22 protein-coding genes are annotated in these 23403 nt (G+C 65.8%); 10 read left to right on the top strand and 12 right to left on the bottom strand.

All coding sequences use genetic code 11. The annotated features are described in order from the left end of the window. Positions 1-17: 17 nt before the first annotated feature. The 3 genes from WS49_RS21945 to WS49_RS21935 all read left to right on the top strand — a co-directional run bounded on the left by WS49_RS21945 (position 18) and on the right by WS49_RS21935 (position 1877). Complete coding sequence (locus WS49_RS21945; RefSeq protein WP_059533253.1) at positions 18-428, top strand: group II truncated hemoglobin; 411 nt, start codon at positions 18-20, stop codon at positions 426-428. Between the two features lie 103 nt (positions 429-531). Beyond that, positions 532-1263 (top strand): alanyl-tRNA editing protein, encoded by a 732-nt coding sequence (locus WS49_RS21940; protein WP_059533251.1) that lies wholly within the window; start codon positions 532-534, stop codon positions 1261-1263. Beyond that, a complete protein-coding gene (locus WS49_RS21935; RefSeq protein ID WP_059533249.1) occupies positions 1260-1877 on the top strand; it encodes a DUF924 family protein in 618 nt (205 codons plus the stop codon). Before WS49_RS21940 ends, WS49_RS21935 begins: the two co-directional genes overlap by 4 nt. A gap of 101 nt (positions 1878-1978) precedes the next feature. Here WS49_RS21935 and WS49_RS21930 read toward each other — a convergent pair whose 3' ends face one another. The 11 genes from WS49_RS21930 to WS49_RS21880 all read right to left on the bottom strand — a co-directional run bounded on the left by WS49_RS21930 (position 1979) and on the right by WS49_RS21880 (position 11525). Next, on the bottom strand, positions 1979-3874 hold the full coding sequence (locus WS49_RS21930; RefSeq protein WP_059533295.1) for an ArnT family glycosyltransferase: 1896 nt from the start codon (positions 3872-3874) through the stop codon (positions 1979-1981). 230 nt (positions 3875-4104) lie between these two features. Continuing rightward, a complete protein-coding gene (locus tag WS49_RS21925; protein ID WP_059533247.1) occupies positions 4105-4869 on the bottom strand; it encodes an SDR family oxidoreductase in 765 nt (254 codons plus the stop codon). Positions 4870-4891: 22 nt separating this feature from the next. Further along, a complete protein-coding gene (locus WS49_RS21920) occupies positions 4892-5473 on the bottom strand; it encodes a TIGR00730 family Rossman fold protein (RefSeq protein ID WP_059533245.1) in 582 nt (193 codons plus the stop codon). Further along, positions 5470-6225: a TetR/AcrR family transcriptional regulator gene (locus WS49_RS21915; protein WP_059533242.1), complete on the bottom strand. Its 756-nt coding sequence runs from the start codon at positions 6223-6225 to the stop codon at positions 5470-5472. The genes WS49_RS21920 and WS49_RS21915 overlap by 4 nt, the downstream gene beginning before the upstream one ends. 192 nt (positions 6226-6417) lie before the next feature. Continuing rightward, a complete protein-coding gene (locus WS49_RS21910) occupies positions 6418-6954 on the bottom strand; it encodes a diacylglycerol kinase (RefSeq protein WP_059533240.1) in 537 nt (178 codons plus the stop codon). After that, complete coding sequence (locus WS49_RS21905) at positions 6951-7985, bottom strand: glycosyltransferase family 4 protein (RefSeq protein WP_059533238.1); 1035 nt, start codon at positions 7983-7985, stop codon at positions 6951-6953. Before WS49_RS21905 ends, WS49_RS21910 begins: the two co-directional genes overlap by 4 nt. A 30-nt stretch (positions 7986-8015) precedes the next feature. Next, positions 8016-8954 (bottom strand): UDP-2,3-diacylglucosamine diphosphatase, encoded by a 939-nt coding sequence (locus tag WS49_RS21900; protein WP_059533236.1) that lies wholly within the window; start codon positions 8952-8954, stop codon positions 8016-8018. A gap of 278 nt (positions 8955-9232) precedes the next feature. Further along, positions 9233-9673, bottom strand: coding sequence for an RDD family protein (locus WS49_RS21895; RefSeq protein ID WP_373557202.1), 441 nt, complete (start codon positions 9671-9673; stop codon positions 9233-9235). Positions 9674-9751: 78 nt separating this feature from the next. Further along, positions 9752-10513 (bottom strand): DUF3106 domain-containing protein, encoded by a 762-nt coding sequence (locus WS49_RS21890; RefSeq protein ID WP_059533232.1) that lies wholly within the window; start codon positions 10511-10513, stop codon positions 9752-9754. 26 nt (positions 10514-10539) lie between these two features. After that, the gene (locus WS49_RS21885) at positions 10540-10965 is read right to left on the bottom strand and encodes a DUF3619 family protein (RefSeq protein ID WP_059533231.1); all 426 of its coding nucleotides are present in this window, start codon (positions 10963-10965) and stop codon (positions 10540-10542) included. Next, positions 10962-11525, bottom strand: a complete 564-nt coding sequence (locus WS49_RS21880; RefSeq protein ID WP_059468121.1) for an RNA polymerase sigma factor — start codon at positions 11523-11525, stop codon at positions 10962-10964. Before WS49_RS21880 ends, WS49_RS21885 begins: the two co-directional genes overlap by 4 nt. Positions 11526-11877: 352 nt before the next feature. Between WS49_RS21880 and WS49_RS21875 the strand changes: the two genes are divergently transcribed. The 7 genes from WS49_RS21875 (at position 11878) to WS49_RS21845 (ending at position 21765) form a co-directional block, all read left to right on the top strand. Then, positions 11878-13641, top strand: coding sequence for an acetolactate synthase 3 catalytic subunit (locus tag WS49_RS21875; RefSeq protein WP_059533230.1), 1764 nt, complete (start codon positions 11878-11880; stop codon positions 13639-13641). A gap of 111 nt (positions 13642-13752) precedes the next feature. Next, positions 13753-14244 (top strand): acetolactate synthase small subunit, encoded by a 492-nt coding sequence (ilvN, locus tag WS49_RS21870; RefSeq protein ID WP_034207977.1) that lies wholly within the window; start codon positions 13753-13755, stop codon positions 14242-14244. 95 nt (positions 14245-14339) lie between these two features. Next, positions 14340-15356 carry a ketol-acid reductoisomerase gene (gene ilvC, locus WS49_RS21865; RefSeq protein ID WP_059533228.1) on the top strand — a complete coding sequence of 339 codons (1017 nt, stop codon included), beginning with the start codon at positions 14340-14342 and terminating at the stop codon, positions 15354-15356. 1179 nt (positions 15357-16535) lie between these two features. Further along, positions 16536-18248 carry a group II intron reverse transcriptase/maturase gene (gene ltrA, locus WS49_RS21860; protein ID WP_059533293.1) on the top strand — a complete coding sequence of 571 codons (1713 nt, stop codon included), beginning with the start codon at positions 16536-16538 and terminating at the stop codon, positions 18246-18248. A 116-nt stretch (positions 18249-18364) separates the two neighbouring features. Beyond that, the gene (locus WS49_RS21855) at positions 18365-19009 is read left to right on the top strand and encodes a phosphatidylserine decarboxylase (protein ID WP_059468119.1); all 645 of its coding nucleotides are present in this window, start codon (positions 18365-18367) and stop codon (positions 19007-19009) included. A 15-nt stretch (positions 19010-19024) separates the two neighbouring features. Further along, entirely contained in the window at positions 19025-19897 is an 873-nt protein-coding gene (gene pssA, locus WS49_RS21850) for a CDP-diacylglycerol--serine O-phosphatidyltransferase (RefSeq protein WP_059533226.1), read from the top strand. A 323-nt stretch (positions 19898-20220) separates the two neighbouring features. Continuing rightward, the gene (locus WS49_RS21845) at positions 20221-21765 is read left to right on the top strand and encodes a 2-isopropylmalate synthase (protein WP_059533224.1); all 1545 of its coding nucleotides are present in this window, start codon (positions 20221-20223) and stop codon (positions 21763-21765) included. 80 nt (positions 21766-21845) lie between these two features. On the opposite strand, the gene WS49_RS21840 is transcribed toward WS49_RS21845, so the two are convergent. Further along, positions 21846-23396 (bottom strand): SulP family inorganic anion transporter, encoded by a 1551-nt coding sequence (locus WS49_RS21840; protein WP_059533222.1) that lies wholly within the window; start codon positions 23394-23396, stop codon positions 21846-21848. Between the last annotated feature and the right edge of the window lie 7 nt (positions 23397-23403).

The raw sequence follows: 23403 nt of genomic DNA, 5'->3' as shown, positions 1-23403 counted from the left end.
CGTTTCCGATTATCCGTATGACCGATGTGAATGATGAGGCGCCGTCGCAACCGACGGCGTTCGAGCTCGTGGGCGGCGAAGCCCGCGTGCGTGAAATGGTGGATCGCTTTTACGACCTGATGGACCTCGAGCCCGAGTTCGCGGAGATTCGCGCGCTGCATCCGGCGTCGCTCGACGGCTCGCGCGACAAGCTGTTCTGGTTCCTGTGCGGCTGGCTCGGCGGCCCGGATCACTACATCAGCCGGTTCGGCCACCCGCGGCTGCGCGCGCGGCACCTGCCGTTCCCGATCGCGTCGGTCGAGCGCGATCAGTGGCTGCGCTGCATGGCGTGGGCGATGGAGGACATCGGGTTGGCCGAGCCGCTGCGTGAACGGCTCATGCATTCGTTCTACGACACGGCCGACTGGATGCGCAACCGGCCCGGTTGATCGACCGGTACGCCGCTGTCCGTACGCCGGACGATCTGCGTCTGGGCGCCTGGCCGGCGCGGCGCGACACTGTCCGCTTCCCCAACGATACGAGGCTCGCCCGATGACGACCCACGCACTGTTTCGTGAAGATGCCTATCTGACGCAATGCGAGGCCGTCGTCGCGGCCATTGGCGATGACGGCATCCGGCTCGACCGCACCGTGTTCTATCCGCTTGGCGGCGGGCAGGCCGGCGACAGCGGCACGCTGACGCTGCCTGACGGCAGCGCGATCACGATCGCCGACACGCGCAAGGCGAAGTTCGACGGCGCAACGCCCGACGACGCCGTGCACGTGCCCGCGACGGGCCAGGAAGCGCGCGTCGCGGCGCTCGCACCCGGCGCGCGCGTGATCGCGGACATCGACTGGCCGCGCCGCTACCGGCACATGCGGCTGCATACGGCCGCGCACCTGATGTGCGCGGTGCTGCCGTATCCGGTCGACGGCTGCAGCGTGACAGCCGACTACGTACGGCTCGATTTCGCGACGTCGGACGCGATCGATCGCGTCGACGTCGAGCGCCGTCTCGCGGCGCTGGTCCACGGCGCGCATGCGGTCACGACCGAATGGATCACCGACGCCGAGATGGCCGAGCGGCCCGACCTCGTGCGCACGATGAGCGTGAAGCCGCCAATGGGGCTGGGCCGCGTGCGGCTGCTGCGCATCGAAGGCGTCGATCTGCAGCCGTGCGGCGGCACGCATGTGCGCAATACGTCGGAAATCGGCGACCTGCGGGTCGCCAAACTTGAAAAGAAGAGCGCGCGGACTCGGCGCCTCGTACTGGAGTTTGCATGACGATCGACAACCTGACGGACAGTGCCGCGGCGCTCGATCCGCAAGCGCGCGAGATTCTCGATTTCTGGTTCGGCGAGCCGGGTTCGGTCGAGTTCGGCCACGCGCGCAAGGTGTGGTTCAACGGCGGTGCGGCGTTCGACGACGTGCTGCGGACGCGCTATGGCGCGTTGCTCGACGCCGCGTGCGACGGCGCCCACGATCGCTGGGCCGATACGCCGCTCGGTGCGCTCGCGCTGATCGTGGTGCTCGACCAGTTTTCGCGCAACATTCATCGCGGCACGCCGCGTGCGTTCGCCGCCGATCCGAAGGCGCTGGCGCTCGCGCGGCGCGTCGTCGCGGCCGGGTGGGACGCGCGATTGCCGAGCGGCCATCACCGCGCGTTTGCGTACCTGCCGTTCGAACATGACGAGTCGGACGAGAGCCAGCGCGAGGCCGTGCGACTGTGTGCGGGCATTCGCGGCGAGGCCGGGTGCGAGAGCTATCACGACTTCGCGTTGCGTCATGCGGCCGTGGTCGAGCGCTTCGGCCGTTTTCCGCACCGGAACGCGATTCTCGGCCGTACGTCGACCGATGCGGAGACGGCATTCCTGCGCGAGCCGGGCTCGTCGTTCTGACGTGCGGGGTGGTGGGGCGGCGCGCGTGAAAGCGCGCTCGAGCGCCGCTTGGCCGGCCTTCCGGAAATGACGACGGCGCCGTTTCGCGGCGCCGCCTTGCATCACTGCGTTTCGTGCTCTTCGGGGGTGCGCACGTAGACGCGCAGCAGTTCCTCGTCGTCGCCCGGGCGGGCGCCGGTCCAGAACAGCTTCCACTCGCTGCCCGGCGCCGGATCGACTGCCCGCACGCCCTGGACGATCATCCACGTGCAGCGGGTCGTCTTCGCGTCGTCGATCGGCGTGTGCTGGATACCGGAGAAGTAGTACAGCATCGGCGCTTCCGATTCGCCGAGCCCGTGCAGGCTCGCCATGCAGTCGCCGTCGCTCCATTCGAGCGCGAGATGCGCATTCAGATCGTCGAACACCGACCGGTAACTCTTCGCGACGTCAAGCCACGGCAGCAACAGCGTATACACGAGACCCCACGCGACCAGCGCGCCCGCGCCCCACGACAGCGCGCCGCGCCACAGGCCGGTCGTGCGCAGCTTCGGCAGCAGCCACAGCCAGCCGACCGTCAGCACGAGCGCGCCGATCACGAGCCCGGGCACGATCGGCATCGTCCAGTCGAGCGGCAGCCATCGGCCGAGCGGCGCGAGGTCCGCACGCGATGCACCCGGATCGGCCATCACCGCCCAGATTCCCCACGCGAGCGCGACGACGGTGCCGAACAGCAGACGGCTCACGTAATCCCACGCGAGATGCAGCCCGCGCGGCAGGCGCTCGATCGCCTGCGCGGCAACCAGCGCGAGCGGCGCGAAGAACGGCAGGATGTAGAGCTGGCGCGAGGTCGCGGACACTTGCAGCACCGCGAGGCCAACCGCGGCGAACAGGACGGGCAGCGCGATGCGGGGCGTGCGCCAGTCGCGCCATGCGCCGCGCGCCAGCGCGACGATCGCGAGCGGCGCGACCGGGAAGCCGAGCAGCAGGAACGCACGCAGGATGAAGAACGGCTTGTCGTTTTCCGCGCCGAGTTCCGGCACCGAGAAACCGAAGAAGCGGCCGACGTTGTTGTCCCAGAACCAGGTCATGAACAGCGTCTCGGAACGCAGGAACAGCGCGGTCGGCCAGATGAGCGCGAACGGTGCGAACACCAGCGCGGCGACGCCGAGCGAGCGCGCGAACGCACGCGTACGGCACGCGGGGTAGAGCACCAGCGCGCCCGTGAGCGTGGCCGCGAACACGAGCGGCACGAACAGGCCCTTTGCCATCAGCGCGATGCCGACGCCCGCGCCGAAGATCGGCGCGGCCCAGCGGCCGGACGGCCGCACCGGCAGCCCGTGCCGCATCCGGCGCGTCCGCGCGACGTGCTGCATCACGAGCTCGAGCAGGCCGCAGAAGCCCATCGCGGTGCCCGCGAACAGCGCGACGTCGGTCATCATGTCGTGCACGTGCTTGACGACGACGAGTGTGCTTGCGCTCAGCACCACGGGGCCGATCACGCGCAGGTCGAGCCAGCTGTCGGCCCGGCTGGCACTGCGCGCCGCGCGTGCGATGAAGCCGAACGCGAGCGCCGCGAACAGCGCGCTCGCGAGCCGTGCCGCGTCGTGCAGCGGCATCACCCGCTGCAACAGCCACGCGAGGCTCGTCGCGACCCACGCGTAGAGCGGCGGCTTTTCCAAGAACGGCTGGCCCGCGTTGGTCGGTACGACGAAGTCGCCCGTCTCGAGCATGTGCTGGATGATGCCGAACGTATAGGTTTCGTCCTGCTTCCACGGATCGTGGCCGAGCACGCCCGGCAGCGTGTACGCGCAGACCAGCGCGGCAACCAGCAGCCAGACGCGCCAGCCGAGCCGGAGGACGCGATCGCGGGCGGTGTCCGTCGCGGCGGTGCCGGCCACGGCGGGCGTACCGGCGGCATGGAGTGTCGCGCTGAGGTCGGGATCGGTGGCTGATCGGGCGTGCGTGGCCGGAGCGGGCACGGACGTGCGTCGCCGGCCGGGCGCTGCGGTTCCTGGCATGGAAAAGATCTCGGTCGGGTCAAGCCGGTCCGGCGACATGGGCCGGACCCAATAAGGGTCGCATCAAAGCGAGATGACAGCCGGATGACCGGCTGTTTTTTGACTTGGCGCTAGTAGAGCACGGAACTGTTACGGATGTTTACTGAAATGGTCACGATATTGTGGAGATTTGTGGTGTCGTGACCACGGACCGCTTCAGCCGGTCCGTTTTTTCGCCTTTTGGGGCGCGATTACCGGCCGCCGCCGACGTCGAGCAGGGCGCCCGTCGTGTATGACGCCGTGTCGCCGAGCAGCCAGACGATCGCTTCCGCGATCTCCTGCGCCTCGCCCGCGCGCCCGAGCGGGGTCTGCGCGCCGAGGCGTGCCGCGCGGCCCGGCTGGCCGCCGCTCGCATGGATTTCGGTCTCGATCAGGCCGGGCCGCACCGCGTTGACGCGCACGCCGTGCGGGCCGAGTTCCTTCGCGAGGCCGATCGTCAGCGAATCGACCGCGCCCTTCGAGCCGGCGTAGTCGACATACTCGTTCGGCGAACCGAGCCGCGATGCGATCGACGACACGTTGACGATCGCGCCGCCGCGCCCGCCGCGATCGGTGGACAGCCGGCGCGCAGCTTCGCGCGCGCACAGGTAGGCGCCGAGCACATTGGTATCGAACATCCGCCGCAGCCGGTCGACCGGCATGTCGGCGAGCGGCATCGACGGCGCGACGATCCCCGCATTGTTGACGAGCGCGTCGAGGCGACCGAACGCCGCCGCGACGGTGTCGAACATCGCGATGACGTCCGCTTCGTTCGCGACGTCGCCGGCGACGACGCACGCGCGTGCGCCGGCGTCGCGAACGGCTTGCGCGGTCAGTTCGGCTGCCGCCGCGTCGCGTGCGTAGTTGATGCCGACGTCCCAGCCGCGCTCGGCCGCGAGCACGGCGGTCGCGCGGCCGATGCCGCGGCTCGCGCCGGTGATGAGGACGGCCTTGCGCTCGGACGACGGTGCGGGCATCGCGTGCGGCTCCCGGTAGACGTTACTTGGCCGCGTCCGGCGCCCACTTGTCGCGGACGGGCGGCTGGTAGCGGCGCAGCTGTTCGATCAGCGCGACCGGTTCGGCGTCGAGGCACAGCGCGTCGAAGTAGGTCGGGCGCATGAAGCCTTCGTCGACCGTGTGGCGCAGCAGCGCGATCAGCGGATCGTAGAACGAATCGATGTTGTACAGCGCGACGGGCTTGCGGTGATAGCCGAGCTGCGCCCACGTATAGACCTCGAAGAATTCCTCGAGCGTGCCGGCGCCGCCGGGCATCGCGACGAACGCATCCGCGAGGTCGGCCATCATTTTCTTGCGATGGTGCATGTCGGGCACGACGTGCAGCTCGGACAGCCCGGTATGGCCGACTTCCTTGTCGACCAGCAACTCGGGAATCACGCCGACCGCATGGCCGCCGGCCGCCATCACTTCATCGGCGATCACGCCCATCAGGCCGACGCGGCCGCCGCCGTAGACGAGCGTGAGGCCCGCATCGACGAGCGCGCGGCCGAACGCGCGCGCGGCGTCCGCATAGACGGGCCGCACGCCGGACGACGAGCCGCAGTAAACACAGACTGCCTTCATTGTTTCGCATCCTTCGCGGCGGGCTTGGCGGCGACCGGGCTGCCCGCGGGGCGCGGCGAACCGTCGCGCGGCGGCAGGTAGTCGGTGAACTGGCGCTTGGGCAGCTTGCCGGAGACGAGATCGTCGAACAGCTGGCGCGAACGGCCGCGCAGGTACGGAGCCATGATCGAGATCACGTGCATGCTCACCTGGTGCAGCTCTTCGCGGATCGCGTCCTGGTCGTTGTACTTGCGCGGGTGCATCACGTACTGATACGACAGCCAGTACGTCGAGATCACGGCCATGTTGGTGGCGATGACTTCGATCTCGGCGGGCGTCGCGACCATTTCGGCGTCGGACACGAGCAGCTCGCACATGTCGTGCGCGAAGCGCACCTTGTGGCTGATGATCTGCTTGAAGTGTGTCTCGAGCGTGCGGTTGCGCGCGAGCAGGTCGTTGAGGTCGCGATACAGGAACCGGTAGGTCCACATGAAGTCGGCCATGTACTGCAGGTACGACCAGGTTTCGTCGATCGTCGGACGGTGATCTTCGGGAAAGCGCAGTCGCCGTTCGATCTGCTGCTCGAACTGCGCGAAGATGCTGTTGATGATGTCGTCCTTGTTGCGGAAATGGTAGTACAGGTTGCCTGGACTGATTTCCATTTCCTCGGCGATCGTCGTGGTCGTGACGTTCGGCTCGCCGATCTCGTTGAAGAGTTTCAACGACAACTCGAGAATCCGTTCGCGGGTGCGGCGGGGAGGTTTCGCTTCCATGTCGTCCGGCCCTGTGTGTGCCGGACTGGCGGGCGCTGCAATCGATGCTGCGAGATTCGTCCGGCGCGGGTTGCTGTTCTAAGTCTGGCGGACGATTATAAACCGCGCTTTCCTTACAACGGGCGCATTTCGTGATCGCGATGCGTTCGGCGCATGGTGCAGCGCCGCACGCAGGCGGTGCCGCAGGTGCCGTCAGAAGCCGAGCCAGCGTGCGATCACCGGGCCGAGCACGAAGCCCCATGTCGTCACGCACGCGAACAGCGCGACCGTGACCGCCGCGCTGCCGAGATCCTTCGCGCGCTTCGATAATTCGTGCCGCTCGAGCGAGATGCGATCGATCGCGGCCTCGACGCTTGAGTTCAGCAGCTCGACGATCAGCACGAGCAGCACCGACGCGATCAGCAGCGCGCGCGATGCGGCGGGGACCGGCGAGAACGCACCGATCGGCAGCATCAGCGCGGCGAGCGTGAGCTCCTGGCGAAACGCGCTCTCCTCGCGGATCGCGACGCGAAACCCGTTCAGCGAATGCTTGAGCGCGTACCACGCGCGCGTGATGCCGCGGTGGCGCTTGTACGGATTCGGCGGCAGCGGCGCGAGCCGATCGTCGGGGCCGAGCGGTTCGTGCGTGTGCACGTCCGCGTCGGCGTGCGGCTCTTCTTCGTCGAACGGACGATGCGGTTGCGCCGTCGCGGCAGGGGGCGGGGTCTTGTCGTTCAGGTCTCGTTTCAAACGGCGGCACCTTCGGCGGGCGAGTACGCAGTCTTCGGCAGCGGTTTCAGATGCGACGCGAACTGCTCGGACGCCGCGCGCCACGAGAAGCGCTCGGCCCATGCGCGGGCAGTCTCGCGTTCGATCTTGAGCGCCTCGAGGCAGGCTTCCTGCAGGTCTTCGTGCATCGCGCCGGCATCGCCCCCGCCGAGCACGTCGATCGGGCCCGTGACCGGGTACGCGGCGACCGGCGTGCCACACGCGAGGGCCTCCAGCAGCACGAGGCCGAACGTGTCGGTGCGACTCGGGAACACGAACACGTCGGCCGCAGCATACACCTTGGCGAGCTCGGCTTGCGACAGGACGCCGAGATAGTTCGCTTCCGGATAGCGCGATTTCAGTTCGGCGAGCGCGGGACCTTCGCCCGCGACCCACTTCGAGCCGGGCAGGTCGAGGCGCAGGAACGCCTCGACGTTCTTCTCGATCGCGACGCGGCCGACGTACAGGAAGATCGGCCGCGCGGTATTGAGCACCTTCGACTCCATCGGCCGGAAGATGTCGAGGTCGACGCCGCGCGTCCACAGCACGACGTTCGTGAAGCCGAACTTCTCGAGGTCCTGCTTCACGACCGGGGTCGGCGCCATCACCGCGAGCGACGGCCCGTGGAACCAGTGCAGGAACTTGTAGGTCGCCGACAGCGGAATGCCGAAGCGCGCCTGCACGTATTCCGGAAAGCGCGTGTGATACGCGGTCGTGTACGGCAGCTTGCGCGCGCGCGCATAGCGTCGCGCGGCGAGGCCGAGCGGGCCTTCGGTCGCGATGTGCAGCGCGTCGGGGGCGAACGCATCGATCCGGGCGCGCAGCTTGCGGTACGGCAGGATCGACAGGCGGATCTCGGGGTAGGTCGGGCAGGGCACCGTGCGGAATTCCAGCGGCGTCAGCATTTCGACCCGGTGGCCGAGCGCGGTGAGTTCGCGGGAGGTGCTCTTCAGCGTGCGCACGACGCCGTTGACCTGCGGCTCCCACGCGTCGGTGACGATCATGATCTTCATCGCGGCATGTGTCCTGTAAGTGGAGTTGTGTCAGGCGGTGGCCTTGGCCTTGCGCGACGGGGCTGCGGACGGCGCGGCGCGCATCGCCGTCCAGTAGATGATCTTCAGCTCGCCTTCCATCGTTTCGACGAGCGCGGACAGGCTCTCGACCCAGTCGCCGTCGTTGCAGTACAGCACGCCGTCGATGTCGCGGATCTCCGCCTTGTGGATGTGCCCGCACACGACGCCGTCGCAGCCGCGGCGGCGCGCCTCGTCGGTCATCACGGTCTCGAACTGCGAGATGAAGTTCACGGCGTTCTTCACCTGATGCTTCAGGTACTGCGACAGCGACCAGTACTGGAAGCCCAGCCGGCTGCGAATCCGGTTGAACCAGCGGTTCAGCACGAGGATCAGCGTGTAGAGCGTGTCGCCGAGATACGCGAGCCATTTCGCGTGCTGGATCACGCCGTCGAACAGGTCGCCGTGGACGATCCACAGGCGCTTGCCCGCGAGCGTCGTGTGAAATGCCTCGCCGCGCACCTGGATGTCGCCGAACGCGAGGTCGCAGAACTGCCGCGCGCCTTCGTCGTGGTTGCCCGGGATGTAGACCACCTGCGTGCCCTTGCGCGCCTTGCGCAGGACCTTCTGCACGACGTCGTTGTGCGCCTGCGGCCAGTACCAGCCCTTCTTCAGCTGCCAGCCGTCGATGATGTCGCCGACGAGGTACAGGTATTCCGAATCGTTGTGGCGCAGGAAGTCGAGCAGGTACGGCGCCTGGCAGCCGCTCGAGCCGAGATGGATGTCGGACAGCCAGATCGTGCGGTAGCGATGGGTGGACGGCTCGGGGTCGTCGTGCTGCCTGGCGTGCGCGGCCGTCGGCTCATGCGACGAAAGGGCATCGGTTGCGGCCGAGCCGGACAGGAAGGCGGTGACGGCGCGGGCGCCGAGCGGTTGACGGAACAGGGAGGTCGCGGACGTTTTCTGGCCCATGCATGACTCGCGCCGGTTGACATTACCGGCATTGCGCCATGCGGGCGTGACCATGCCGTGACAGTCACGAGACGTTCTTATTACTGTCGTTCCGGCGTGTTTAGCAGTGAATGCAGCGGCGTTGCGTAATCTGCCGAACCGACCGTCCCGCGGCGATCGGGCAAGCCGTGAGCGGTGGCCGTGATCGCGCCTTCGAGGGGTTTCGTCTGATGGATGCGCCGACGCGCGGAATGGGGCGCGGTCGCGCGGACCGCGCGGCGCGTCAGCGCGTCAGCGCGTCACCGCGGAATCGCGACGACGCGCGTGCGGGCGATGCGGTCGTGCGGGAACTGGCGATCGGGGTGCAGGCGGGCGGCGCCGGCCCATGCGACGAGCCACGCGGCCGCCAGCGCGAGCGTGACGGGCACCGACAGGCCGAGGAGCGGATGCAGCGCGAGCGGCGGCAGGAACCACAGCCACCCGAGCGCGTAGCGGACGAGCGCGTGGCCGGCGCTCAGCGGACGGCCGGTCGACGATTCGAGCCGCAGCCGCCAGGTCTTCATCGGCAGCGTCTGGCCACCATGGGTCCAGAACCAGACGAAGTACGCGCCGACGACGAGCGCGATCCACGCGGCGAGGAGATTGTGATGAACGAGGCCGTTGCGCTGCTGCGTCGCGAGGCTGAATGCGAGGCCGGCGAAGAACACGATGCCGAACAGCAGCACGGCTTCGTACAGCATCGCGGCGAGGCGTCGCCGCACGGACGGCGCGGCGACGACGGCCGGGGCCTGGGGTGCGGGGGCGCTCGCCACGTCGGGTCAGGAACCCTTGAACATCGACGGCGCGTCGGCCGGCGAGACGGGCGTGACCGTCGCAGGCGCGGGTGCGGTGCCCGGCGTGGATGATGCCGCGACGGGCGGCGTGCCGCCGCCGGACGTCGCGGGCGCCGATGCCGCCGCGGCGTTGCTCGCCGGATGCTCGTGCGAATTGACGAGGCGGCGCACATCGCGGTCGGCGACCGTCGGCGGCGCGCTGACGACGCTCGGCCGGCGACGGCGCTCGGTCGCGGCGAGGCGCTCCTTCTGTTCTTCGGGAAGTTGCTGGTAGGCCTTCCACGCACGCTCGCGCGCCTGCGCGGACAGCTCCTTCGCGCTCTGGTAATTCTCGCGCGCGACGCGGCGCTGCTCGGGTGTCATCCGCGCCCACTCGGACATCCTGTCCTGCAGGTGCTTCTGCTCATCGGGCGTCAATTTCGCGAAACGTGACGCGATCTTCAGCCATTTGCGCTTGCGTGCATCGCTGAAGCCGTCCCATTGATCGGCGAACGGCGCGAGCGCCGCGCGTTGCGCCGGTGTCAGGCGCGCCCACGACAGCGGGCCGTTGGCGGCCGGCAGCGGCAGGGGCAGCGGGGCGAGTTCGGTGGTCAGCCCGGCGGCGGCCGAAGTCGGCGCGGGCGCGCTGCTGGCCGCGGCGGAGACCGTCGCGGCGGGCGGGTTGAATCGGGAATAGGTGGCGACGTAGGAAACGGCGATCGCGATCACGCATCCGAAAAATACGGCCAGGCCGCGTTTCTGACTCACCCGTGCGATCCCCTCGTTATTCTCTGTTAGCGTGCGTGCGAAAGATACGCGTTGAACCCGTGATCGAGATACGCGTTGAGCGGCAGGTCGTCGCTGAGCATCGCCGCGTCGATGTCGGCGAGTTCGGCGGTGCGCTGCATGTCTTCCCAGTACGCGATGCCGACGAGCCCCGCGAGCAGCAGCGCGAGCGGCCAGGCGCGCAGCAGGCGGCGCGCGAACGACGTCTGCGGGCGACTCGCGGGCGGCGTGCCGTATGCGGCGGCGGCACCGGCGAAGGCGGGCACGAACACCGGCGCGGTCGCGGCTTCCGGCTTCTTGCGCGCGAGCGCGGCCCGGCGCGCGACGGCCAGACGATCGGCGGTCGCGGCAGGCAGCGCCGCGGCACGTTCGTCCAGCGCGCGGCGGACCTTCAGCGCGAATTCGTGTTCTCGATTTACGGGAGCGGAGCTCATAGCGTGATTCCTTTGGCCTTGAGCGCTTGCGCCAGGGTGTGGGTGGCTCGCGAGCAGTGCGTCTTGACGCTTCCTTCGGAGCACCCCATTGCGGCGGCAGTCTCGGCGACATCCATATCTTCCCAATAACGCATCAGGAACGCTTCCCGTTGACGCGTTGGAAGTTTCTGGATTTCTTCGTCGATCAGGGCCAGAACCTGCTCCCGCTCGAGGCGGTGCTCGGTGCTCTCGACGCCCGCATTGTCGTCCGCGGACTCGAGCGTTTCCAGCGGATCGAAGTCTTCGTCGTCCGTGTTGTTGAGCGACGAGAAGAGCGTCACCCAGGTATTGCGGACCTTCTGCCGGCGGAACCAGTCGTGGATCGCGTTCTGCAGGATCCGCTGGAACAGCAGCGGCAGCTCGGCCGCCGGCCGGTCGCCGTACTTCTCCGCCAGCTTGATCATCGCGTCCTGCACGATGTCGAGCGACGCATCGTCGTCGCGCACGGCGTACGCAGCCTGCTTGAACGCGCGCCTTTCGACGCCCGCCAGAAAGTCGGCGAGTTCCTTGTCTGATGCCATTCCGTAAAGGTATGCGCTGCGGACTGCGGCGTGTGAAAGGTCGAAAAATTTCGTAAAACCCGCGGATGCTAACAAATTTTCGCGCGACTTGGCACCGTTGACGGCTCGGTACGTTGCGCGCGAGCAGCGTCCGCGGGCCGCCGGGCGGGGCGCATGATGCGCTGCGGGATATTTTGCTTGACGACCCAATCATGACCCGCTATCGTCAGCGATTCGCAACATGAAGTGATGGTCTCATTTGAGGCTGGCCCAAGAAGCCCGCCCTTCAAACTGGACGCGCCGCTTGAACCCGAGCCACAAGCCCGGCAGAGAGCACCCGATCAATTTTTTGCCGAAAATTCGAAAGGTCAAAATGAACATGCCCAGCGCGGAATTCTCCACGTCGGAACCCCTTTCCCCTCCCGATAGCGACTCCATCGGCGCCACCGTGCTCATGAAGGCACTGGCCGACGAGAACGTCGAATTCATCTGGGGCTATCCCGGCGGCTCGGTACTCTACATCTACGACGAGCTCTACAAGCAAGACAAGATTCAGCACGTGCTGGTGCGCCACGAACAGGCGGCCGTGCACGCAGCCGATGCGTATGCGCGTTCCACCGGCAACGTCGGCGTCTGTCTCGTGACGTCCGGCCCCGGTGTCACCAATGCGGTGACCGGCATTGCAACGGCCTACATGGATTCGATCCCGATGGTCGTGATCAGCGGCCAGGTTCCGACTGCCGCGATCGGCCAGGACGCGTTCCAGGAATGCGATACGGTCGGCATCACGCGTCCGTGCGTGAAGCACAACTTCCTCGTGAAGGACGTGCGCGACCTCGCGGAAACCGTCAAGAAGGCGTTCTACATCGCCCGCACCGGCCGTCCAGGCCCGGTGCTGATCGACATCCCGAAGGACATCTCGAAGACGCCGTGCCAGTACGAGCCGGTCAAGAGCGTGTCGCTGCGCTCGTACAACCCCGTCACGAAGGGCCATTCGGGCCAGATCCGCAAGGCCGTGTCGCTGCTGCTGTCGGCGAAGCGTCCCTATATCTATACGGGCGGCGGCATCATCCTCGCCGACGCCGCGCGCGAACTGAACCAGTTCGCCGACCTGCTCGGCTACCCGGTCACGAACACGCTGATGGGCCTCGGCGGCTATCGCGCGTCGGACAAGAAATTCCTCGGCATGCTCGGCATGCACGGCACGTACGAAGCGAACATGGCGATGCAGCACTGCGACGTGCTGATCGCGATCGGTGCCCGCTTCGACGACCGCGTGATCGGCGACCCGGCGCACTTCGCGTCGCGTCCGCGCAAGATCATCCACATCGACATCGACCCGTCGTCGATCTCGAAGCGCGTGAAGGTCGACATCCCGATCGTCGGCGACGTGAAGGAAGTGCTGAAGGAACTGATCGAGCAACTGCAGACGGCCGAGCACGGCCCAGACACCGACGCGCTCGCGCAATGGTGGAAGGACATCGAGGGCTGGCGTTCGAAGGACTGCCTGAAGTTCGACCGCGACAGCGAGATCATCAAGCCGCAGTACGTGGTCGAGAAAGCCTGGGAGCTGACGGACGGCAACGCGTTCGTGTGCTCGGACGTCGGCCAGCACCAGATGTGGGCCGCGCAGTTCTACCGTTTCAACAAGCCGCGTCGCTGGATCAACTCCGGCGGCCTCGGCACGATGGGCTTCGGCCTGCCGGCAGCGATGGGCGTCAAGATGGCGCACCCGGACGACGACGTGCTGTGCATCACGGGCGAAGGCTCGATCCAGATGTGCATCCAGGAACTGTCGACCTGCCTGCAGTACGACACGCCCGTGAAGATCATTTCGCTGAACAACCGCTATCTCGGCATGGTCCGCCAGTGGCAGCAGATCGAATACAGCAAGCGCTATTCGCATTCGTACATGGATGCGCTGCCCGATTTCGTGAAGCTCGCCGAAGCGTACGGCCATGTCGGCATGCGGATCGAAAAGACCTCGGATGTGGAGCCGGCGCTGAAGGAAGCGCTGCGCCTGAAGGACCGCACCGTGTTTCTCGACTTCCAGACCGATCCGACCGAAAACGTCTGGCCGATGGTACAGGCCGGCAAGGGCATCACCGAGATGCTGCTCGGATCGGAAGATCTGTAACGGCGCGACGCGCGCCGGGGCCGAGGCGGCCGCCTTCACGAAGGGCGGTGCGGCACCGGGCGGCGCGCGGCGCGAGTGAATCGACACGGACACATTCTGGAAGAAGCGAACATGAGACACATCATTTCCGTCCTGCTGGAAAACGAACCGGGCGCGCTGTCGCGCGTGGTCGGTCTGTTTTCCGCACGCGGCTACAACATCGAAACCTTGACGGTGGCGCCGACCGAAGACCAATCGCTGTCGCGGCTGACCATCGTTTCCATTGGCTCGGACGACGTGATCGAACAGATCACGAAGCATCTGAACCGCCTGATCGAGGTGGTGAAAGTGGTGGACCTGACCGACGGTGCACACATCGAACGCGAGCTGATGCTGATCAAGGTACGTGCAGTGGGCAAGGAGCGCGAAGAAATGAAGCGGATGTCGGATATTTTCCGCGGCCGCATCATCGACGTGACCGAAAAGACCTACACGATCGAATTGACGGGCGCGAGCGACAAGCTCGACGCATTCATCCAGGGGCTGGACGCGACCGCGATCCTAGAGACCGTGCGTACCGGCAGCTCCGGCATCGGACGCGGCGAGCGCATCCTGAAGGTGTGATGCCGGACAGGCACGCCGGGTGCGCCGTCATGTCCCGGCCCGCAGTACTCCATCTGAACGAATTGTTGAATTTTTGAATTGGCGAAGGAACCATCATGAACGTTTTCTACGATAAAGACGCTGACCTCTCCCTCATCAAGGGCAAGCAAGTCACGATCATCGGCTACGGCTCGCAAGGCCATGCGCACGCACTGAACCTGAAGGACAGCGGCGTGAACGTGACGGTCGGCCTTCGCAAGGGCGGCGCGTCGTGGAGCAAGGCCGAAAACGCAGGCCTGTCGGTCAAGGAAGTCGCGGAAGCGGTGAAGGGCGCGGACGTCGTCATGATGCTGCTGCCGGACGAGCAGATCGCCGACGTGTACGCGAAGGAAGTGCACGCGAACATCAAGCAGGGTGCCGCACTGGCATTCGCGCACGGCTTCAACGTCCACTACGGCCAGGTGATCCCGCGCGCCGACCTCGACGTGATCATGATCGCGCCGAAGGCTCCGGGCCACACCGTGCGCGGCACGTACTCGCAAGGTGGCGGCGTGCCGCACCTGATCGCGGTTGCGCAGAACAAGTCGGGCGCGGCACGCGACATCGCGCTGTCGTACGCGGCAGCGAACGGCGGCGGCCGTGCCGGCATCATCGAGACGAACTTCCGTGAAGAAACCGAAACCGACCTGTTCGGCGAGCAGGCCGTGCTGTGCGGCGGTACCGTCGAGCTGATCAAGGCAGGTTTCGAGACGCTGGTCGAAGCCGGCTACGCGCCGGAAATGGCGTACTTCGAGTGCCTGCACGAGCTGAAGCTGATCGTCGACCTGATCTACGAAGGCGGCATCGCGAACATGAACTACTCGATCTCGAACAACGCCGAATACGGCGAGTACGTGACGGGCCCGCGCGTCGTCACGGAAGAGACGAAGAAGGCGATGAAGCAGTGCCTGACCGACATCCAGACGGGCGAGTACGCGAAGAGCTTCATTCTCGAGAACAAGGCAGGTGCGCCGACGCTGCAGTCGCGCCGCCGCCTGACGGCCGAGCACCAGATCGAGCAGGTCGGCTCGAAGCTGCGCGCGATGATGCCGTGGATCGCGAAGAACAAGCTCGTCGACCAGACGAAGAACTAAGCACCGCGTGCTGTTCCGGCCCTTCGAGTGGAGGGTCGGTATCAAAAAGCCGTCCGAAGGCAGCAGTGCCCCGGGCGGCTTTTGCTATCCTACGGGCTTTGGTGCGACACGCACGCTCGTGTCCGGGCAGTCCCAACGTAAGGGACATCGACTAGCGGTGTTAAGGAGGCGTCAGTACGAGCCTTACCAGCCGCGAAAAGTGCAATGTGGGCCTCACGAAGCCCGGCAGTCTTTGCACTTCTGGTAACGAGACGAACCCGGTATGGGTATGCCGGGTATCGCCATAGGCGATGTCCGGTGTGCTGAACTACGCCGGACTTCGCATTGCATTGACCTGATTACCGTCAGGTTCCGCCCAGTCAGCGGCTTCATCTCCGCTGACCAAGCGGATTGGAGTATGCAAATCCCGCGCCTTCGGGCTACGGCTTCGTTGCGCGATACGAGCGATAGCTCGGTGTGTCATTGTTCGGCCTCACCAGCAGTAAGGGTGAGTGAAGGGAACCTGCTGTACGACCAGCAGTAGCCTAGGAAGACATGCGTCACTGGTAACGGTGGGGTGTGAAGCTCTTCTGACAATGTAGCCTCCGGAAGTTTCGGGCATGCATGAGTCGCGAGACACGTGCGTGGAGACTCCCAGCAGCGATGGGGTCAAGGAGCTAGGCTGACCGACATGGTTAACGTAAGTGAACTGCTGATAAACCTCGTAAGTAGTGGAAGTGCCTAAGCTGCTGTCAGGCATGAACCAAAAGGTGTGCGGTCGGATAACCCGTTCAAAGCTCGGGTTACGTCGTCGCTGGACCGCCGGGGGAGAGGCAGAACCTAAATCGGTCGTGTGACATGCCGGGAACGTGGTAAGCCCGTATTGCTGCCAACGCGTGAGCGCTGGCAGGCGAACCGTGAGGAACGCTGTTGGCAGTGCGGGTATGGGAGGACGGAGAAAGCGAACGCCGGGCTGTAATGGTCCGGACAGAGGTTGAAACATCACCTCACGCGAAAGCGGGCAGACTTCCGTCTGGTCTACCGTCGCAAGACGGCTGACTAACCCTCAAGCTGAAATTGTGATTGCTGGTGGCTTCTTAGCCATCAGCGTTGTTCTTTTCCCTTGTGGGAGCAAAACGCTCCCGCAAGGGGCGTGTTGCTTTCCGCGAAGGGATTCACTTCTTTGAGCAGGAGAGCAGCATGAAAGTATCTGCCCGTGAGGGTGGGTCTGCGCTCTCCCACGCGCCGGACCACTGGCACGACGTCGATTGGCGTCGCGTGGAACGGAACGTGAGAGGGATGCAGATTCGAATTGCGAAGGCAACGCGGGAAGGTGACTGGCGCAGGGTGAAAGCCCTGCAACGGATGCTGACCCGCACGTTGTCCGCAAAGTTGTACGCGGTACGACGTGTTACGCAAAACCAAGGTGCGCGAACGGCTGGAGTCGACCGCGAACTATGGGACACGCCTGAGAGCCGATGGGAAGCTGTCGGCAAGCTGAAGCGGCGCGGATACAAGCCTCTGCCATTACGGAGAGTCTTTATCCCCAAGGCCAATGGGAAGTTACGCCCTCTGGGCATACCGACCATGCGGGACAGGGCGATGCAAGCCCTGTACTTGCTGGCTTTGGAGCCGGTGTCGGAATCGACGAGCGACCCGAACTCATATGGGTTTCGGGCCAACCGCTCAACGGCCGACGCTATGTCGCAGTTGTTTGTCTCGCTGTCTCAGAAGGCTTCGGCCCAATGGGTCTTGGAGGCGGACATCAAGGGCTGCTTCGACTACATCAACCATGACTGGCTGGTGAACCATGCCCCGATGGACAAGGAGATCCTCCGCAAGTGGTTGAAGGCTGGCCTGATTTACAAGGGGCAGCTACAGGCAACCGAGGCCGGTACGCCACAGGGAGGCATCATTTCCCCGACGCTGGCCAACGTGACGCTGAACGGGCTGGAGCGTGAACTGATTGAGCACTTGCGTGCGAGATTCGGGATCGCGAAAGCCAAGAAGTTGAAAGTAAATGCGGTGCGATACGCAGACGACTTCGTGATCACCGGTGACTCGCAAGAGATACTGGCGAGCGAGGTCAAGCCTTGGGTTGAAGCATTCCTTGCGCAGCGAGGTCTGCAACTTTCCGAGGAAAAGACGCGCATCGTGCACATTGACGAAGGCTTCGATTTCCTTGGGTGGAATTTCCGGAAGTACTCGGGAACGCTACTCATCAAACCGAGCAAGAAGAACGTGCAGACGTTCTATCGCAAGGTTGCGGAAACGATCGGCGGCAACAAAGCGGCAAAGCAGTCGGACTTGATTCGATTGCTGAGTCCGATGCTACGAGGGTGGGCGCAGTATCACCGCCCCGTGGTGGCAAAGCAGGCGTACAGCCGCATGGAGTCTTTGGTCTTTCAGAGGCTCTGGCGGTGGGCGAGGAGGCGGCACCCGAAGAAGAGGGCTGACTGGGTGAGAAAGAAATATTTCCACACGGTTGGAACTCGACACTGGGTATTCGCTGTCCGAGCGGTTCGCGAAGACGGTAGTCAGGGGCTGAATGAGCTGTACCACCTCAGTGGTACGGAAATCAAACGGCACAAGAAGATCAAGGGCGGCTACAACCCCTTTGATCCGGAGTGGGAGCAGTACGGCGAGCTATTGCGGCAGGGGCGGATGGGAGACACCATGCGCTACCGAAAACAATGGGCGAGCCTGTACATGTCGCAGGGCGGGTTGTGTGCTCACTGTGGCTGTGCCCTGTCGGACGAGACGGGATGGCATGACCATCATCTGGAATACCGGATGAATGGCGGCACCGATGCTCTGTCCAACCGGGTTTTGCTTCACCCCGACTGTCACCGGCAGGTGCACGCCGGTAAAATTGCGGTAACTAAGCCGGTCCGACCCCAGGTCGGACTTTGATCTACATGTAGGCTCGAGCCGTATGCGGGGAAACTCGCACGTACGGTTCCTAGGGGGCCCCTTCTCCGCAAGGAGAGGGGGCTACCCTACCAATTCACCGAACACCGAACGAACCCATGAACTATCCTCATCCGATCATCGCGCGCGAAGGCTGGCCGTTCATCGCGATTGCAGCCGTCATCGCGTTGTTGATCCACGCCGTCGGGGGCTTCGGCTTCGCGTGGCCGTTCTGGCTGCTGCTCGTCTTCGTCGTCCAGTTCTTCCGCGATCCGCAGCGCCCGATCCCGGCGCAGCCGAACGCGGTGCTGTGCCCGGCGGACGGCCGCATCGTCGCGGTCGAGACCACCCAGGATCCGTACGCGAATCGCGAAGCGCTGAAGATCAGCGTGTTCATGAATGTCTTCAACGTCCATTCGCAGCGTTCGCCGGTCGACGGCGCGGTCACCAAGGTCGAATACTTCCCCGGCGCGTTCCTGAACGCGGCGATCGACAAGGCGTCGACCGAGAACGAGCGCAATGCGGTCGTGATCCAGACGGCGAGCGGCAAGACCGTCACCGCCGTGCAGATCGCCGGCCTCGTCGCCCGCCGGATCCTCTGCTACGTGCGTGCCGGCGAGCCGCTGTCGCGCGGTCAGCGGTACGGGTTCATCCGCTTCGGTTCGCGCGTCGACGTGTACCTGCCGCTCGGCAGCCGCGCGAAGGTGTCGATCGGCGAGAAGGTCTACGCGTCGTCGACGATCCTCGCCGAGCTCGAACAGTAAGCGGCGGGACGCACGATGGCCGCATTCAAACCGCGTCGTCCGCGCAACGGCTCCGGCCAGGCGCCACGCCCGTTCCGCCGCAACAAGGTGATGGCGCAGGACCCGGCGCCCATCGAGAGCCGCCGCGCCGCGCGCCAGCGGTTCCTGAAGACGCGCGGCATCTACCTGCTGCCGAACGCGTTCACGACCGCCGCGCTGTTCTGCGGCTTCTTCGCGGTCGTGCAGGCGATGAACGTGCGCTTCGAGATCGCCGCGATCGCGATCTTCGTCGCGATGGTGCTCGACGGGATGGACGGGCGCGTCGCGCGGATGACGCATACGCAAAGCGCGTTCGGCGAACAGTTCGACAGCCTGTCGGACATGGTGTCGTTCGGCGTCGCGCCGGCGCTCGTGATGTACGAGTGGGTGCTGAAGGATCTCGGCCGCTGGGGCTGGCTTGCGGCGTTCGTCTACTGTTCGGGCGCTGCACTGCGTCTCGCGCGCTTCAACACGAACATCGGCGTCGTCGACAAGCGCTTCTTCCAGGGGCTGCCGAGCCCGGCCGCGGCCGCGCTGATCGCCGGTTTCGTCTGGCTCGCGACCGACAACCGCGTGCCGATGAAGCTCGGCTGGCTGCCGTGGGTCGCGTTCGCACTGACGATCTACGCAGGCGTGACGATGGTGTCGAACGCGCCGTTCTACAGCGGCAAGGCGCTCGACGTGCGGCACCGCGTGCCGTTCGCGGCGATCCTGCTGGTCGTCGTCGCGTTCGTGCTCGTGTCGTCCGATCCGCCGTTGATGCTGTTCTGCCTGTTCGTGCTGTACGGGCTGTCCGGCTACGTGTTTTGGGCCTACATGGCCGTGCGCGGACGGGCGAACCCCGCGCGCTCGTCGCAGCGCGATCACTGACGCGCAACCTGCCCGGCAACGGCGGCCTCGGATGTGATTCCGGGCCGCCGTTTTCATTTGCCCCTTTTTCGCACGGCGCGGCCCGGCATCCCGGGTGCAGTCCGATTGCGTACCCAGCGGAATGCCGCTATAGTCTTTGGCATGACTGCATTTTCCCGCCTCTCCCTCCTTCTAGCCGGTGCGCCGCTACGCGCGCTAGCTTTGGCGCGCCTGCCGCGCTGACCGTTCTCGCCCTCCGTCAAGCCTCGTCTGTTGTTGAGCGTCGCCAGCGGTGGCGCGATCTCATTACGTTTGATCCCCGTATAAAGTGCCCTGGAGCCCCCATGACAGACAAGCTGATCATTTTCGATACGACGTTGCGTGACGGTGAACAATCGCCCGGCGCGTCGATGACGAAGGAAGAGAAAGTCCGCATCGCGAAGCATCTCGAGCGGATGAAGGTCGACGTGATCGAGGCCGGCTTCGCGGCCAGCTCGAACGGCGACTTCGACGCGATCCACACGATCGCCGGCCTGGTGAAGGACAGCACGATCTGCTCGCTGGCGCGTGCCAACGACAAGGACATCCAGCGTGCGGCCGACGCACTGAAGCCGGCCAACAGCTCGCGGATCCACACGTTCATCGCGACGTCCCCGCTGCACATGGAGAAGAAGCTGCGGATGACGCCGGACCAGGTGTTCGAGCAGGCGCGCCTCGCGGTGCGCTTCGCGCGCAAATTCACCGACAACGTCGAATTCTCGCCGGAAGACGGCAGCCGTTCGGATCTCGACTTCCTGTGCCGCGTGCTGGAGGCCGTGATCGCCGAGGGGGCGACGACGATCAACATCGCCGACACGGTCGGCTACGGCGTGCCGGAGCTCTACGGCAACCTCGTGAAGACGCTGCGCGAACGCATTCCGAACTCGGACAAGGCGATTTTCTCCGTGCACTGCCACAACGACCTCGGGATGGCGGTGGCGAACTCGCTCGCCGGCGTGAAGATCGGCGGTGCGCGGCAGGTCGAGTGCACGATCAACGGTCTCGGCGAGCGCGCGGGCAACACGTCGCTCGAGGAAATCGTGATGGCCGTGAAGACCCGCAAGGACTACTTCGGCCTCGACGTCGGCATCGACACGACGCAGATCGTGCCGACGTCGAAGCTCGTGTCGCAGATCACCGGTTTCGTCGTGCAGCCGAACAAGGCCGTGGTCGGCGCGAACGCATTCGCGCACGCGTCGGGCATCCACCAGGACGGCGTGCTGAAGGCGCGCGACACCTACGAGATCATGCGCGCGGAAGACGTGGGCTGGACCGCGAACAAGATCGTGCTCGGCAAGCTGTCGGGCCGCAACGCGTTCAAGCAGCGCCTGCAGGAACTCGGCGTGTCGCTCGACAGCGAAGCGGAACTGAACGCCGCGTTCATGCGCTTCAAGGACCTCGCCGATCGCAAGGCCGAGATCTTCGACGAAGACATCATCGCGATCGTCTCCGAAGAATCGGCGCTCGCGCAGGAGCAGGAGCACTTCAAGTTCGTGTCGCTGTCGCAGCGTTCGGAGACGGGCGAGCAGCCGCAAGCGAAGATCGTGTTCGCGGTCGAAGGCAAGGAAGTGACCGGCGAGGCGCGCGGCAACGGGCCGGTCGACGCGACGTTCAACGCGATCGAGGGCGAAGTCGGCAGCGGTTCCGAACTGCTGCTGTATTCGGTGAACGCGATCACGACCGGCACGCAGGCGCAGGGCGAAGTGACCGTCCGGCTGTCGAAGAGCGGGCGGATCGTCAACGGCGTCGGCACCGATCCGGACATCGTCGCGGCGTCCGCGAAGGCGTACATTTCGGCGCTGAACAAGCTGCATTCGAAGGACGACAAGGTCAACCCGCAGCGCTCGTAAGCGCTGCGCGTCGAGCGCTCGACGCATACGAAACGCCCCGTGCGGCCTTGCGCCGCCCGGGGCGTTTTTTCATGCGCCGCTCATTCGGCCGCCGGCGCGCGGAACAGCCAGCGGCGCGCGGCCGCGCGAGGCGCCGGGCTGCGGCGGCGGAATTCGACCGCGATCCCGCGCCGCGGCGCATCGGCGACGAACGCGTCGAGCAGTTCGAGCACGTCGTGATCGATGTAGTCGGCGCGCGTCGCGTCGATGATCACGGCCGCGCGGTCGGGAATGTGCCGCAGATGATGCTTGACCTGCACCTTGCCGAGGAACGACACGTCCTTGCGGAACGACAGCAGGAAGTGGTCGTCGTGCTGCGCGAGCGTGACGGGGCTTTTCAGGTTCGCGACCGCGACCGCCAGCACGCTGCACGCGAGGCCGACGGCAATGCCGAACAGCAGGTCGACCGCCAGCACGCCCGCGATCGTCGCGGCGAACGGCACGAACGCGGCCGGGCCCTGCTTCAGCACCGAGCGGAACAGCGCCGGTTTCGCGAGCTTGAAGCCGGTGTGGATCAGGATCGCCGCGAGGCTCGCAAGCGGGATCAGGTTGATCAGCCCGGTGAGCGCGAACACGCTCGCAAGCAGCAGGATTCCGTGCACGATCGCCGACATCCGGCTTTGCGCACCCGCGTTCACGTTCACCGAACTGCGCACGATCACCGACGTGATCGGCAGCCCGCCGAACGCACCCGCGACGAGATTGCCGACGCCCTGGGCCTTCAACTCGCGGTCCGGCTGCGTCGGGCGACGCTTCGGGTCGATCTGTTCGACCGCCTCGAGGCTCAGCAGCGTCTCGAGGCTCGCGACGACCGCGAGCGTGATCGCGACGCGCCATACGTCCGGATTGACGAGCTGCGCGAAGTTCGGGCCGAGCTCGGCGTGCTTCAGCGATGCCGCGAGCGCCGCGAACGATTCGAGCTCCGGCAGCGTGACGCGATGCGCGGCGCCCGGCGCGACCGACGGCGCAACGACGCCGAGCACCAGCGTCGCGCCGATGCCGAACACGACGACCGCGAGCGGCGCGGGCACCGAGCGCACCCGGCCGAAGCGCTTGAACGCCGGCGTGTCCCAGGCGATCAGCAGCGCGAGCGAGACAAGTGCGATGGCCGTCGCGGCCCAGGCGGTCGGCAGGCTGGTCCATGACGCAAACGATTGCGCGGCCGGCCCGCCGATGCCGAATGCGAACGGAATCTGCTTCACGATCAGCAGCAGGCCGATCGCCGCGAGCATGCCCTTGATGACGGGCGAGGGCACGTACGCGGCGAAGCGGCCGGCGCGGAGCATGCCGAAGCCGAACTGCAGCACGCCGGACAACAGCACCGCGAGCAGGAACGCGGAAAAGCTGCCGAGTTGCGCGATCCCTTCGACGACGATCACGACGAGGCCGGCGGCCGGTCCGCTGACCGACAGCGACGAACCGCTCAACAGCGCGACGATGATGCCGCCGACGATGCCGGACACGAGCCCGGCGAACGGCTCGACGCCGGACGCATTGGCGATGCCGAGACACAACGGCAGCGCGACGAGGAAAACAACGATGCCGGCGACGATGTCGCGCGGCAGGGTGGACAGGCGCTCGTTCAGTTTCATGGTTGGG

This window comes from Burkholderia sp. RF7-non_BP4 (genome assembly GCF_001521935.1).
Lineage (GTDB): Bacteria > Pseudomonadota > Gammaproteobacteria > Burkholderiales > Burkholderiaceae > Burkholderia > Burkholderia diffusa.
The sequence above is the reverse complement of the archived record's forward strand: the minus strand, read 5'-3'. Positions and strand labels throughout refer to the sequence as shown.

Bases quoted from the DNA above. Each gene is read 5' to 3' on its own strand.
- ilvN (WP_034207977.1), top strand. From the start codon at position 13,753: ATGAGACACATCATTTCCGTCCTGCTGGAAAACGAACCGGGCGCGCTG.
- WS49_RS21875 (WP_059533230.1), top strand. From the start codon at position 11,878: ATGAACATGCCCAGCGCGGAATTCTCCACGTCGGAACCCCTTTCCCCT.
- ltrA (WP_059533293.1), top strand. From the start codon at position 16,536: ATGAAAGTATCTGCCCGTGAGGGTGGGTCTGCGCTCTCCCACGCGCCG.
- pssA (WP_059533226.1), top strand. From the start codon at position 19,025: ATGGCCGCATTCAAACCGCGTCGTCCGCGCAACGGCTCCGGCCAGGCG.
- WS49_RS21840 (WP_059533222.1), bottom strand. From the start codon at position 23,396: ATGAAACTGAACGAGCGCCTGTCCACCCTGCCGCGCGACATCGTCGCC.
- WS49_RS21885 (WP_059533231.1), bottom strand. From the start codon at position 10,965: ATGAGCTCCGCTCCCGTAAATCGAGAACACGAATTCGCGCTGAAGGTC.
- WS49_RS21940 (WP_059533251.1), top strand. From the start codon at position 532: ATGACGACCCACGCACTGTTTCGTGAAGATGCCTATCTGACGCAATGC.
- WS49_RS21935 (WP_059533249.1), top strand. From the start codon at position 1,260: ATGACGATCGACAACCTGACGGACAGTGCCGCGGCGCTCGATCCGCAA.
- WS49_RS21900 (WP_059533236.1), bottom strand. From the start codon at position 8,954: ATGGGCCAGAAAACGTCCGCGACCTCCCTGTTCCGTCAACCGCTCGGC.
- WS49_RS21895 (WP_373557202.1), bottom strand. From the start codon at position 9,673: ATGCTGTACGAAGCCGTGCTGCTGTTCGGCATCGTGTTCTTCGCCGGC.
- WS49_RS21925 (WP_059533247.1), bottom strand. From the start codon at position 4,869: ATGCCCGCACCGTCGTCCGAGCGCAAGGCCGTCCTCATCACCGGCGCG.
- WS49_RS21880 (WP_059468121.1), bottom strand. From the start codon at position 11,525: ATGGCATCAGACAAGGAACTCGCCGACTTTCTGGCGGGCGTCGAAAGG.
- WS49_RS21905 (WP_059533238.1), bottom strand. From the start codon at position 7,985: ATGAAGATCATGATCGTCACCGACGCGTGGGAGCCGCAGGTCAACGGC.
- WS49_RS21915 (WP_059533242.1), bottom strand. From the start codon at position 6,225: ATGGAAGCGAAACCTCCCCGCCGCACCCGCGAACGGATTCTCGAGTTG.
- WS49_RS21855 (WP_059468119.1), top strand. From the start codon at position 18,365: ATGAACTATCCTCATCCGATCATCGCGCGCGAAGGCTGGCCGTTCATC.
- WS49_RS21930 (WP_059533295.1), bottom strand. From the start codon at position 3,874: ATGCCAGGAACCGCAGCGCCCGGCCGGCGACGCACGTCCGTGCCCGCT.
- WS49_RS21845 (WP_059533224.1), top strand. From the start codon at position 20,221: ATGACAGACAAGCTGATCATTTTCGATACGACGTTGCGTGACGGTGAA.
- ilvC (WP_059533228.1), top strand. From the start codon at position 14,340: ATGAACGTTTTCTACGATAAAGACGCTGACCTCTCCCTCATCAAGGGC.
- WS49_RS21945 (WP_059533253.1), top strand. From the start codon at position 18: ATGACCGATGTGAATGATGAGGCGCCGTCGCAACCGACGGCGTTCGAG.
- WS49_RS21920 (WP_059533245.1), bottom strand. From the start codon at position 5,473: ATGAAGGCAGTCTGTGTTTACTGCGGCTCGTCGTCCGGCGTGCGGCCC.